The sequence below is a fragment of the Mesorhizobium sp. RCAM 05099 genome (assembly GCF_059683685.1).
Window position 1 is genome coordinate 5,696,723 of sequence record NZ_CM185035.1, and the last position, 12,201, is coordinate 5,708,923.

General features: G+C 55.4%; 10 protein-coding genes and 1 pseudogene. 1 reads left to right on the forward strand and 10 read right to left on the reverse strand.

All coding sequences use genetic code 11. The features are described from left to right. The first annotated feature begins 200 nt into the window (after positions 1–200). Positions 201–1,052, forward strand: coding sequence for a LysR family transcriptional regulator (locus AC56QQ_RS28085; RefSeq protein ID WP_489859852.1), 852 nt, complete (start codon positions 201–203; stop codon positions 1,050–1,052). 76 nt (positions 1,053–1,128) lie between these two features. On the opposite strand, the gene AC56QQ_RS28090 is transcribed toward AC56QQ_RS28085, so the two are convergent. From AC56QQ_RS28090 to AC56QQ_RS28135, 10 genes and pseudogenes are all read right to left on the reverse strand, one after another. Next, the gene (locus AC56QQ_RS28090) at positions 1,129–2,619 is read right to left on the reverse strand and encodes a xylulokinase (protein ID WP_489859851.1); all 1,491 of its coding nucleotides are present in this window, start codon (positions 2,617–2,619) and stop codon (positions 1,129–1,131) included. Between the two features lie 138 nt (positions 2,620–2,757). Continuing rightward, positions 2,758–3,255: a secondary thiamine-phosphate synthase enzyme YjbQ gene (locus AC56QQ_RS28095; protein WP_497100576.1), complete on the reverse strand. Its 498-nt coding sequence runs from the start codon at positions 3,253–3,255 to the stop codon at positions 2,758–2,760. A gap of 16 nt (positions 3,256–3,271) precedes the next feature. After that, positions 3,272–3,982, reverse strand: a complete 711-nt coding sequence (locus AC56QQ_RS28100) for a triose-phosphate isomerase (protein WP_489859849.1) — start codon at positions 3,980–3,982, stop codon at positions 3,272–3,274. 3 nt (positions 3,983–3,985) lie between these two features. Beyond that, positions 3,986–4,759 (reverse strand): TIM barrel protein, encoded by a 774-nt coding sequence (locus tag AC56QQ_RS28105; protein ID WP_489859848.1) that lies wholly within the window; start codon positions 4,757–4,759, stop codon positions 3,986–3,988. 82 nt (positions 4,760–4,841) lie between these two features. Next, positions 4,842–5,672 (reverse strand): SDR family oxidoreductase, encoded by an 831-nt coding sequence (locus AC56QQ_RS28110; protein ID WP_489859847.1) that lies wholly within the window; start codon positions 5,670–5,672, stop codon positions 4,842–4,844. 1,012 nt (positions 5,673–6,684) lie between these two features. After that, a pseudogene (locus AC56QQ_RS28115) lies at positions 6,685–7,774 on the reverse strand (IS110 family RNA-guided transposase). Positions 7,775–8,689: 915 nt separating this feature from the next. Next, the gene (locus tag AC56QQ_RS28120; RefSeq protein ID WP_489859846.1) at positions 8,690–9,442 is read right to left on the reverse strand and encodes an ATP-binding cassette domain-containing protein; all 753 of its coding nucleotides are present in this window, start codon (positions 9,440–9,442) and stop codon (positions 8,690–8,692) included. 2 nt (positions 9,443–9,444) lie between these two features. After that, positions 9,445–10,632, reverse strand: a complete 1,188-nt coding sequence (locus tag AC56QQ_RS28125) for a sugar ABC transporter permease (protein ID WP_497124165.1) — start codon at positions 10,630–10,632, stop codon at positions 9,445–9,447. A gap of 54 nt (positions 10,633–10,686) precedes the next feature. Beyond that, the gene (locus AC56QQ_RS28130) at positions 10,687–11,766 is read right to left on the reverse strand and encodes a sugar ABC transporter substrate-binding protein (RefSeq protein ID WP_489859844.1); all 1,080 of its coding nucleotides are present in this window, start codon (positions 11,764–11,766) and stop codon (positions 10,687–10,689) included. A gap of 47 nt (positions 11,767–11,813) precedes the next feature. Then, a complete protein-coding gene (locus tag AC56QQ_RS28135) occupies positions 11,814–12,200 on the reverse strand; it encodes a RidA family protein (RefSeq protein ID WP_489859843.1) in 387 nt (128 codons plus the stop codon). Position 12,201: the final 1 nt, after the last annotated feature.

The following is a 12,201-nucleotide window of genomic DNA, read 5'->3' on the forward strand; positions in this document are numbered from 1 at the left end:
CGCTGTAGCAGCCCGTCGACGCCATCCACGGGGGACAGCAGAACTCCGGGGAGGGCCTCAATGTTCACGGTGCGCCTCGGCGTTCGTTCCTGCTAGCGATTAACCACCCAAAGCCATTGACAAAAGGGATGAAATAGCGGAACGATTAATTGGTGACGCTTATGAATATCCAGTTCCGGCATGTACGGTCCTTCATTGTCGTGGCGCAAGAGAAGAGCTTCTCTCGAGCGGCAGAGCGCCTGAATGTATCGCAGCCTGCCCTCTCGCAGACCATCATCCAGCTCGAAGAGAACGCCGGCTTTCCTTTGTTCGAACGTACGACACGCGCCGTGAGCCTCACCGAGCCAGGCGAGAAGCTGCTCGCAAAGGCTTTGGCGCTCAGCCGCTCCATGGACCAGTTCCAAGACGAAGCGCGGCGGCTGCAACTGGCCCTCAAAAGCGAGCTTCGCGTCGGCTTCATGATCGGTACCGCAGTCGAATTCATTCCGGCGATCGTCAGGGAGTTCGAGCGGGTGCGGCCAGACGCGATCTTGCGATTGAAGGAGTATGATTTCTCCGACCCCAGCGCCGGGCTCATTGCCGGTGAGGTCGATTGCGGCATTATCCGCCCGCCGATCGGGGCGGAAGATGTCGACATCGTCGAGATCGCCTATGAGAAATGCGTTGCCTGCCTGCCCACCGGCCATCCGCTCACGGCCAAGCCGACCGTCCTGCTCGCTGACATATTGGACGAACCTCTCATCACTTCGCCTACGCCCGGGATCTGGCGGGAGTATTGGCTGGGGAGCGAGTATCGCGACAGCAGTCGGCCGGCGACGGTCGCGCTCGAAGTGGCGACTGTCGAATCTGAACTGCAGGCCGTTGCGATGGGCCGCGGCATCAGCATTACCGCCGACAGCACTGCGCGCTACTATGCCCGTCCTGGTGTCGTCTTCCGCGACATCACCGATATGCGCGAATGCGTGATTGGCATCGGCCATCGGGGTTCGCCCGACCGGCTCGTCGAAGATTTCATCGCGGTCGTCAAGCGGGTGACAGCCAATCGCACATAGGCGTGACGGGTTAGAGTGGACACCGCAGCTCGTCGCGCCCTCATCCCTTCAGGGTCTTGAGCTTCCCGGGCGCGCACTACCCGTTTGCTGGGAATTCCTTGAAAACAGGCCCCAGCGCATCGTATAAGCGACGAAATAGCTGGTATTGCTTTTCAAACGCTCCATCGTTGGATTCCGGATCGTATACCGTTCCGACTTTAACGCATTGCGACGCAGCCTCTCCATAGCTCGCATACTCACCTACCGTGACAGCTCCAATTATAGCCGCACCTAGACTTGGTGCCTCTTCGTCGGCAGGGATAGCAACCGGCAAGCCGCAAATGTTGGCCTTGATCTGAGACCACAATGAAGATTTAGCACCACCGCCTGTCGAGATGATCTTTCCGACACATATACCGGACGCTCTGAAGTTGTCGATATTCTTACGAAGCAGACAGGCAACCCCATACATAATTGCCAAGGCGAAGTCGTAAGAGTCGTGTGCGATTGTTGCGCCAAAGAATACCCCCGTTGCGTTTCGGTCAAACTCAGGTGGATTAACGCCCGTAAGGTATGGCAGGAACGTCAAGCGGCGGTCGACCTCTTTCTTACTGGCCACCGCGTCTATCTCTTTAAAAGACACGCCAGGTAGAAATTCATTCCTAAACCATTCTAAACTAATACCGCCCGATTCACATACCGGAAGATAAACATAGCTATTATCGAAAGGTCCGCAGTATAATGGGATACGCGACGGTGAAGCAAACGGTTTTTCAACAAGTGTCGCAATAGAAGAGACCGTCCCCGCCGACTCACTGACAATTCCCTGAGTAATATTCCCCGTGCCAATCATGCCCGCGAAATGATCGAGCGTGCCTGAATTGACAGTGCAGCCAGTCGGAAAATCGAGCTTCCTTCGCACACGTGGCAGTATCTCTCCGACAATCGAGCAGGGATCTATCAACCTGGGCAATTGACATATTTCGACACCACAATATCTCAGCGGATCATCCCAATATACCCGTCTTGTCACATCGAAATAGTGAGAAAATGGGTAAATCGAATGCTCCCCAACAAAATGACCAGTCAAGTGGTATATAACGTAATCCTTGAGCAGAAAAAACTTACGCGCCTTCTTGAAACACTCGGGCTCGTTGTGTTTAATCCACAACAACTTCGTCAGCGGCCAAGTCGGGATAATTTCAGGCTGGCCGGTTATGCGATAGCATGTATCTCGGTCAAACAATGCGGACAACTCTTCGCATTCACTTTGAGAGCGCATGTCCAGCCAAGAAATGCCGTTCCGCAAGGGTTTTCCCGACTCATCGGCCACGATGAGCGACTCTGCCTGGCCGGTTAAAACCAATTGTACCGGCTGCTCCCGCCCAAGAATCGGTTGCGCTCTCCTGTAACACGATGCCACGAGATCCAAAATTCGAGCTAGATAATGCTCTGCATCGAACTCGACGATGGTGTTCTTCCGCAGGTAAGAAACCCCCGCGCTTTCCAACGCGACCAGGGTCACGTTATCCGTATACGCACCTACCTTGATATTGGTAGTCCCTAGGTCAACTGTAATAATCGCCATCGTTGCCACCACTCCAAATCGCTTCTCATCCTTCGACTTGCGCTCAAAAAGACTTGGTCCTGCGAAGATTGTGAAGACTGAGGCTGCTGTCTCCGATGGGCGTGACGAGGCCCCTACCGGTTTGCACGGATCTCTCGACTACTCGCCAACGATCTGAACCCGAACGACGCGTTCCCTCTCGCGGGTTTGATCAAGATCTGCGAAATAGATCCGCCCGAAAAGACCCAGGGTCATTTTACCGTCAAGCAGCGGTATTGCCTCCGAACGACCAAGCAAACAGGAACGTATATGCCCATCCGTATTTAGACACCATTCATTCAGTTCCCCCCGCAGCGCCAACGCTTGTTGCGTGTGGAACTCCCCAGGATGCAGATACTGTCCTTCGTACTTGCAATCCGGAATAATCTTTTCGAGACAATTGATGGTGTCCTGAAGAATGAGCGGGATTTTTCCGTAGGTCTCCCCCTCAGAGTCTTCTTGAATAAGCACGCTGCAGCTGGTGTGCTGACTGAATACGACCACCATGCCGTTTTGAATACCGGCCGCAGTGACAATCGTGGTTACTTTGTCCGTGACGTCTTCAAAATGGATACCGTGCCGCGACTTGACTGATATAGTCTCATGAAACACTGCCATAGTGGTTAAGCTCCCTTCAATTTCCGACTCTCTCGCGGTACGCGCGACTCATTTCCCTTATCATTCGTTCGAGCATGTCCTTTGGATCGGCCGCACACATCACAGCACTGGTGGAACCAGTGCCGTCGGCGCCCGCACGAACGATTTGGTAGACATCATTCTCGTCGCTAATCCCTGCTCCGTGCAGCACCTGGATTTCCTTGTCCACCTCACTCACAGCCTGGTTGGTTCTCTCGATCTCCTGAATGTCATCTGCGCTACGCTTCCCGCCCCCGATCAACGCAGGAGACTCTGCCAGAACAATGTTGGGTCTGAGCCTAGCAACAGCAGCACTTTCTTCGACCGATCCAGCGCAAACCAGCGTAGCGAGCCCAACTTCATCCGCTCGACGGATCGTTGCGTGTAGCGAGGAAAGACTTAAGGGTTTCTCAGCGTGGTTCAGCAGAACACCTACTGCACCCGCTTCTCTAAGGGCTTCAGGCAATACCGCGCCTACACCACGACCGATGCAATTCGCATCCATGTGTTGAGCAAATACTTTTAGGTGGGTTGTCTTTTGCGCGATACGATAGATGTCAGTGTACTGCGCCGTGCAGATGATATCGACGCCATAGTCGTCACACAGCTTATCAGCATGCAACGCGAGCTCGATTGCCCTATCACCGTATAAATAGACTTTCGGGCCAAGTTCGAAAAAAGGCCTTCTGAGCGAAAAATCTTCTATCATCGTCTATATCCTACCGAGAATACCGTTCAAAAAATCGGCCGCGGCGGGCAATGTGACTTCTGGGCGTCCCATCGTGCTACATTCCAAATTGATGAATCGGCTATATCCGCACACCTTGAGCGCTCTAAGCCCGCGCTCCCAGTCAATGCTTCCGGATCCTGGCGTACAGCGGTTGTTGTCGCCCAAATGCACATGTCGAATAGCGCCGCTGTCAGCAACGGCCGTTATAGCGTCAGCTATATCGGCCTCCTCGATCGACATGTGAAAGAAATCGGGCAGAATCCCAGTTTCCTTCAAGCCAACCTTGGACGCTACCCGCGCGCAGTCCACAATGCTGTTCAAATAGGGGCTTTCATAGCGGTTGATCCCCTCGAGGAGGACGGCCCCTTCGGTCCCGACCACAGCCTGAGCGATATCCCGGTAGATCGAAACGAAATCATCCTCTTGTTCCGGCGTCATCTGCCGATATATGTCGAACAACGGCAGAGGGTCCTGAGGTCCCAGAAGATATTCGATTTCAGTGATAGCGCCGATTTGCGCGCACACCTCAGCCGCCTGGACATAGAGTGCCTTTGTGGCTGCCCTCTCTCGGGAATCATCACTCATCAGTTTCCCGGCGGCGGGCGACATGAATAGGAACTCACAAGGTGTAACGCCGGCGTTTTCTTCGAGATGAAGTAATTCATCCATCTTCTCATCGTTCCACGAGTCATGATCGGCAAATACGGAGATACCTTTGTAACCCCAGCTCCGCAATAGAGTTGCCTTGTCAGTCAAAGTTCTTCCTGGGACCATCATGTTGGTGCATGAAAGTAACATAGCGATTCCCCTATTTGCTTATGGCCGCTAAGCGTAGATCTTAGAAACACGTATACGCACCGTCGACAATGAAATCGGCCCCAGTTGTAAACGAACTAGTGTCGCCTGCGAGATACACGGCGATCGATTGTAATTCTTCCGGCTTCCCCATGCGGCGAAGTGGCGACAGTTGCTCCCACTGCTCGATCAGAGGTCGTAACGCGGGGGACTTCAACGTCATTTCTGTCGCCATATACCCAGGGCTTATGGTGTTTACTCGCACGTTCCTAGTCGCCCATTCGATGGCCATTGCCTTGGACATCTGGATGACCGCTGCTTTTGATGCTGCATATGACGCTTCGCGCTGGGGAATGTTGACAATATGAGCCGACATAGATGCTGTGCAGACGATTGAACCGCCTCCCTGTTTCAGCATGACCCGCCCGGCAGCCTGCGCGGTCAAGAAGGTACCGTTTAGGTTCACTTCAATGATCTTCTTCCAATCCTCGTACGTGTCGTCCTCTACCGCCACTTCGTTTGAGATTCCCGCGTTGCAGAAAGCAATATCGAGGCGGCCGAACTCTTCGAGAATGCTGTCTATCATCGCATTTACCTGTCGTGGATCTGTAATATCTGTCTTAATGGCAATCAGCCTGCTACCGTTTGCGGCCGATATCTCCGCGCAAGCCTTCTTCGCTTCATCCAGATCAAGATCTACAATGGCGACCTGCGCCCCGGCCTCGGCTAGTGCACTGGCGATTGCTTTGCCAATACCGCGTGCGCCCCCTGTTACGAAAGCGGTCTTTCCGTCCAAACGCATTCTTTCTAGAATACCCACTTTAGAAATCTCCACTTCTGGGCCTAGCGATTTGGCCAATGGGGAAAAAGACATTGCTTGCGACTCCACGTGCTCTTTCGCGCAATCAGGAAAACAGTCAGCGCCATAAGAGATGAAACGCCGAGAACAGAGGTCTCGATTGCGTTCAGTTCAGGCGTGATACCGCGTTTCACAGAGGCGAGCATAAAGATGGGGAGCGTTGGATTCGGCCCGGCCACGAAGAATGCTATGATGAATTCGTCGAAACTCAGAACGAACGATAGAAGTGCCCCGGCCAGCAAAACTCCCAACACAGGCCTCATCGCGACCTAAGCTCTCAAGCTGAGACATGTCGGTCTGGGTAATGTTCATGGCTGTCTCAACCCGTTGGCGGAGTTGGAATTATCCATGTGAAGCCATTGACAACAATGATAAAGAACAGATAGATTAATAAGCATAGGTGATGAATTACCAGCGGGACTATTGCTCCGTGCTGTCTCCGCGGCGGGAGCCCACTGGCTTGCAGAAGCTCGGGTTCGACTGTTGTCGCTCGAACGCGACTTTGGCTGGCCAGACGATCTCGTCCACCCCCTTGGCAGGCACACGACGCATTTCTCACGCGCGATCGTGACAGTTTCGATGTCATCGAGATCGACCGGTGGGTGAACGATGCTGCAATTAACCTTGCCGTCTTAATCGGTCGTATTTTCCGCGACTTTCTTTCCATCGTCGTTCCTCTTCAAAATTACGATAATAGACTATTCTATGCCCTAAACCACGATCCCGTACTCTTGCGTCGAGTTCCGATGCGCCGTGCAGTCTTCCGCGCTCTGCGACGGCGTAGCAGCGCTGCTTATTTGCAGCACGGGAACCGTCGTGGCGCACTTTTCCATCGGAGTGACGGAGCATCGTCACAGGCAATCCGGCGCGGTCCGGCCGTCTCGCGATCGGCGCGGCCGCAGGCAAGATAACGTGCGTTCCGTCGTTCCTGGTCTGCATCGGTCCTCATCCGCCGGAGCGGATTCCTTGTCTCAGATGGCGTCCGTCAACGTGCCGGTGCCATGCGTTTCAACTGTCGGTCTTCTGCTCATCGATGCGCTCCGAGCAGCTTGCGGGCTTTGTCATGGGCACGGCGCGCGGCGTCCGCCTGGCTTGCCGCCGGATCGCCGACATAGAACGTGCCGTCGGTCCAGATCGCGTGCATGATCACCGCCAGCTTGCGCGCCACGGCGACACAGGCCTTGCGGTGGCAGGAGCGTTTGGCGATCGCCTGGCCCCAGCTCTTAACCTTGTCCCTGCCCTTGAAGCGCGTCATCAGCCCCGACGCCGCCTCGTAGAGCGAGCGTCGAACATCGGCATCGCCGGCCTTCGATATACGACCCTGAACGTCGATCGAGGTGCCCGACTGCCAGCGCCGCGAGGTCAGCCCGAAGTAGGCCGCGACGTCGCGTGAGCGACGGAAGCGTGACGGATCGTCAATCGCCGTCATGAACGAAAGTGCTGTGACGGGGCCGACGCCGAGGAATTGCCATGAAGCGTCGGCACAGTTCGCTGCGCGCCACCATTTTCACGACGAGATCGTGCAGCCGGCAATACTGTCTCCACAGCGCTGCGCGCGCCGACAGCATGGCGTCCATCAGCTCGGACGACAGCGGGTCGTCCGCCACCGCGGTGCGCACCGTCTGCTCGAAAGCCCCTCGACCGACCTTGCCTAGGCGGATGCCGAACGCCTTCAGCGAATGGCGGATGGCGTTCTCAAGGTCGAGGAACTTGGCCTTCAGATTGCGCCGGTGCGTCAGCAGAAGCTTGGTCCGGTAGCAGCTTTCCGACTTGATATGGGCCTGGCGGAACCAGCCGGTGCGCATGATATGGGCGATGCCGAGCGCATCGGCCTTGTCGGTTTTGTTGCGCTGCGCCGACATCGCGGCGCGCACGTGCTGCGTCTCCAGGCAGACGGCCGGCAGGCCGAGTTTCTTGAGTTCCGGATGCAGCCAGGGCGACAGTGATCCTGCTTCGTGGCCCACACGCCGCAGGCGCGGCAGAAACGGCTTCAACGTCGCAAACAGCGCGTCGGGATCAGTCACCGTCGTCATCTCAAGATGCACAACGCCATGATCGTCGACGACGCACACCGCTGTTTCGTCCATCGCCACGTCCAGTCCGCAAAAGAATTCCATCGTTCGCCTCCTGCGTTGCTTCACAGGAGCAGATTTTGCCGCCGAGTCGCCGGCCATCGCCAGTTGACTAGCGGTCGACGCACAGTTTTGCTGCTCGGCCAGGCGCTCGCCCCGATTACGGGCGGCAGTCCCGCAAACCTGTCGACGGATCCGAAAATCAAACTCCTGCAGATACAGTAGGCACCCAGCGCGAGACGTTCAGCTCTTCGGCAGCGCGCGCAAAGTCCTCTCATCCGCCACGTCGATGAAGGCGAATATACCAGACCTGGATATTCATAAGCGTTGCCAATTAATCGTTCCGCCAATCGTCATTGTTGTCATTCGGTCCGCATGGATAATCGGAAGGCAAGCCAGTGAGTTGAGCTGGGCCATGAATATCGGCCGTCAGGACGTCTCCCCAGAAATGGGGGTGGGTCTGGCCGAATTTCCAGGCAGCCTGATTCACAGTCCGTTCCTAACTCCCAAGCGACGGCTGTATCCTCTGGCGGGGCTCGAGATCCCCGCCAGAGGAGTCAATGTCCAGATGGAGCACCCATGAGCTTGAGCCTTTGATGGCGTTGCTACGCCTCACATTCACATTGGCGGTGAGTCGCGCCCTAACACGGCCAGGTCCGTGCCCCGCACAAATCTGCCCATCGACATCGCCAAACACGAATTCATCGCCATCCCGACCCCAGCGGCCCCGGGCAAGAGCACGCCGCTTCGACTAATCGCCGGGCGCGACCGACCGAGCATGGGCAGCATGGTATTCGAAGGGGCCGACGTCACCGATCTGCCGCCGCACAAGGGTCGTCATCAATTGGGGACGGGCGACGTGCTTCTTCCAGGCCCAGCGCAGCAAAGAGCTCCGCAAACGAATCCTGGACGGTTGACACCGACAATTTGCCGATGAAGTCATGAGTTTCGCATGACATGTTATGCCACCCGTTCCCCAACGCCAGCCATATGGTGAAGTATCTCAGTCTCTGTTGTATGCTCGGTTTGAAGCTCACATGCGATACTACCGCGCCTCAAAATGTAGATGCGATGTGTTGTCTCCATCAGATCTGATAGTCGGTGGCTCACTAGCATCACCGAAGTCCCGCTCCCAGGCAGCTTACGAATCAGCTCCAGCAAGGGGCGTCCGGCTTTCACTGACAGCGCTGCGGTAGGCTCATCCAAAATAACCAACTTCGGGGATGAGGCCATCGCCCGAGCAATCGCCACCAGTTGGCGTTGCCCTCCTGAAAGCGCCGAGACCGGCTCGGTGAGCGACGGCAATTGCAACTCAAGCTTTTCCAGGATTTGGCTTGCTCTCCGCAACATAGTTGATCGGTCCAACGCATTTATGCCGAATGCCCCGAAGCGACGAATTTCTCGTCCAAGAAAGATATTTTCATATATTTCAAGATTATCGCAGAGCGCGAGATCCTGGTAGACCATTTCGATTCCGAGTTCGCGAGCGCGCTTAGGATTGTACGCCACAAGCTGCGAACCGTTCACAAGCAACTGCCCGGCGCTCGGCTCGACATCCCCCGCCACAGTCCTCATCAAAGTGGATTTTCCTGCGCCATTATCCCCGGCAAAGCCGACAACTTCACCAGGCTTGATATGGAAATTAACGTTCTCCAGAGCGGTCACAGCCCTGTAATGCTTGGCGATCGATCGCGCCTCAATTACGTTCTGCATCTCTAAATCCTCGTCTCGCCCCTGCGGCTCAATGAATCGAGACCCACTGCAAACAGCAGGATGATCCCGGTCGCGACCATTTGGTAGAACGTGTTAACTCCCGCCAAACTCAGTCCATTCGAGATGCTCGCCATGAGCATTGCGCCGGCAATCGCCCCCGGGATGGTACCTTGTCCCCCGAAAAGGTTTGTACCGCCAATAATGGCTGCGCTTATCGCATTCAGAGCTAGAAGCTCGCCGATCCCTGGGGGTGCCGCATCGAGCAACGACGATTGTATGATTGCCGCGACGGCGGTCAGGACGCCCATGAGCATGAACAGCGAGACGATTATGACGGGCACCGCAATACCAACTCGCTTGGCTGCTTCCGGATTTCCTCCGATGGCGTAGACGTAGCGGCCAATATCAGTCTTGCGAGTGAATGTGTGCAAAAGTATCCCCAACGCCAAAAGCAAAACAGTCGGATACGGAAGGCCTCGGTAGCCCGAGAAGACCCACAGCGCGCCCGCCAAAAAGACAATCAGAAAGCCGAGCCTAGCGGCATTGACAACCCGAGTGATTCCCACCCCACCTCTTTGTTGCTTGACTTGGCCAACAATACCCCAAGCCGAGATCGCGCCGATCGCCGCTATGAGGACCGCGGATACGACAGGCGGGACCTCAGAATTTGCAATGGCGTAGAACCCTTCTGAGGCACCAGAAAGAGTTTGGCCGTCGGGAATTATGAACGCAACACCGCGGATCCACGAGAAACCGGCCAACGTAATAATGAAGGATGGGATCCCAAGACTGACACGGACTATTCCGTGCAAGGCTCCCACCGTCGTCCCTATGGCAAGTGCGATGACGATTGTCTCCCACGTGCCTATTTCGTATTTCACTTGGCACTGAAATATCGCAACCATAATCAATGCCATGACTGCGCCAGCAGACAAGTCGATCTCGCGGGCAACCAGCAGCAAAGTCATGCCCATAGCCAGAATGGCCGTGACCGCCATCTGAACGGACAGGGTACTTAGATTTCGTTGCGTTAGGACGAAGCCGTCAGTGAGAAAAAAATGAAACACCACCCACGTCACGATTGTGAATCCAAGAAGGAGCACTAATCGCAAATCTCTCAGATCTGACGCCACGGACGTCTCTTTGGCGTCGCCAGCACGAGCATCCATAATTTCTTGTTTCACAGACATCTTCGTCTCCGCAGCGAGAAGGGAGCCTCGCGCTAAGCGCGAGGCTCATAAAGCCTATCGGAACTTCGCTAGCCCTGCGGGTAGAACTCCATCTGGAAGGCCCTTGAGAACAGTCGGCGCATCGACATATCCCGGGCTGTACTGCGAGAAATATGTCGCCATATTTTCCCTGGTAACGTTGAAGTCCTCTATCGGATACAGAGGTATGCTGAGGTCCCCTGTTTTATACTCGCTTGGAGCTTTTGGCTTTTCACCGCGGGCAAATTGAACCGCAACTTCTCCGGCTGTCCGTCCCATTACGTCAAATCTTGTGAAGCTTGATAGCTTCATGCGGCCCTCTATGATCTGGCGACATCCGTCGCTCGTCGCGTCCTGCCCAGAGACGAAAATTGTGTCCGGCAGACCGAGACGCTCGATGGCAGCGATAGCGCCACCAGCCATCCCGTCATTGTTGCACAGGAAGCCTTGGATGTTGTTGTTGTTAGCGGTCAGCGCGTTTTCGGCCTGCTTGCGCGCAGATTCCGGGTCCCAGCCCGCTTGAAACTCGTGGCTAACGATTTTCAATTTCCCGCTGTCGATGTATGGCTGCAGTATTTCAAAATATCCCTTTGTGACTTCCTCAGCCACGGCGTTTCCGGGCTGCCCCGAGATGATGACCCAATTGCCTGCCAGAACTCCCTCCTTTTCGGCTGCTTTCACGGCCGAGCGTCCAACATTTCCGTTGTCACGCGAGACGAAAGCTGCGACGTCGGAGCTCGGGATCGCAGTGTTGTATGCTATTACCGGAACTCCCTCGCGTTGCGCCCGTCGAGCCATGTTAATGGCGGCCTTTGACTCGACGGCCACGATGGCAAGTGCGTCCACGCCTTGTGAGAGGAGGTTTTCAACGTCACGTAGCTGCTGAGCGACGTCGAAATTTGCCTGGACGACTACCGCCTCAAATCCTCCTTTACGCACGGCATCCTCAAAACTCGGTTTGTCCAAGTTCTTCCACCGGGGCACCGTAAATGTTTCCATGGCAAAGCCGATGCGGCCCGTACGTGCTTGAACAATCGCTGGCGAAGCGATCGCTGAAAGCGCTGCTAGCGTACCGACTGACCGCTTGACGAAACTGCGTCGTGACATTTTATACATAATATACTCCTCTCTTGTTGTGCCTATTGCGATTTCACATCGTCTTTTTATAGTTTGGACGCCAGCACATCGATCTCGATTACCATGTCTGGGTGAGCGAGTGCCGATACATAAACGAGCGTATTGCCTGTGATGACATCGCCAAGCAGTTCGGCGCGGCGTTCCCTGCTGTAAGCAACGTGGGTCGCATCGGTCATAAAGACCGTAATCTTCAATACATCCGCCGGAGAGAGATCTTCGCTGGCAAGCCAGCGACCCACGTTCAGCCACGCTTCTGCGATCTGCTCTTTGTCGTCCTTCAGCATCTCTCCGGCTTGGTTGATCCCGAGTTGTCCGGCAGACGCGAATAGTCGCGCGCCAGGCTCGGTGATGTTCACGTGAACGTATGGGCCAATGGGTGCATGAAGCTGAGGTGGATTATGGCGCCTGATCATC

Bases quoted from the DNA above. Each gene is read 5' to 3' on its own strand.
- AC56QQ_RS28090 (WP_489859851.1), bottom strand. From the start codon at position 2,619: ATGGCGATTATTACAGTTGACCTAGGGACTACCAATATCAAGGTAGGT.
- AC56QQ_RS28095 (WP_497100576.1), bottom strand. From the start codon at position 3,255: ATGGCAGTGTTTCATGAGACTATATCAGTCAAGTCGCGGCACGGTATC.
- AC56QQ_RS28100 (WP_489859849.1), bottom strand. From the start codon at position 3,982: ATGATAGAAGATTTTTCGCTCAGAAGGCCTTTTTTCGAACTTGGCCCG.
- AC56QQ_RS28110 (WP_489859847.1), bottom strand. From the start codon at position 5,672: ATGTCTTTTTCCCCATTGGCCAAATCGCTAGGCCCAGAAGTGGAGATT.
- AC56QQ_RS28120 (WP_489859846.1), bottom strand. From the start codon at position 9,442: ATGCAGAACGTAATTGAGGCGCGATCGATCGCCAAGCATTACAGGGCT.
- AC56QQ_RS28125 (WP_497124165.1), bottom strand. From the start codon at position 10,632: ATGTCTGTGAAACAAGAAATTATGGATGCTCGTGCTGGCGACGCCAAA.
- AC56QQ_RS28130 (WP_489859844.1), bottom strand. From the start codon at position 11,766: ATGTATAAAATGTCACGACGCAGTTTCGTCAAGCGGTCAGTCGGTACG.
- AC56QQ_RS28135 (WP_489859843.1), bottom strand. From the start codon at position 12,200: ATGATCAGGCGCCATAATCCACCTCAGCTTCATGCACCCATTGGCCCA.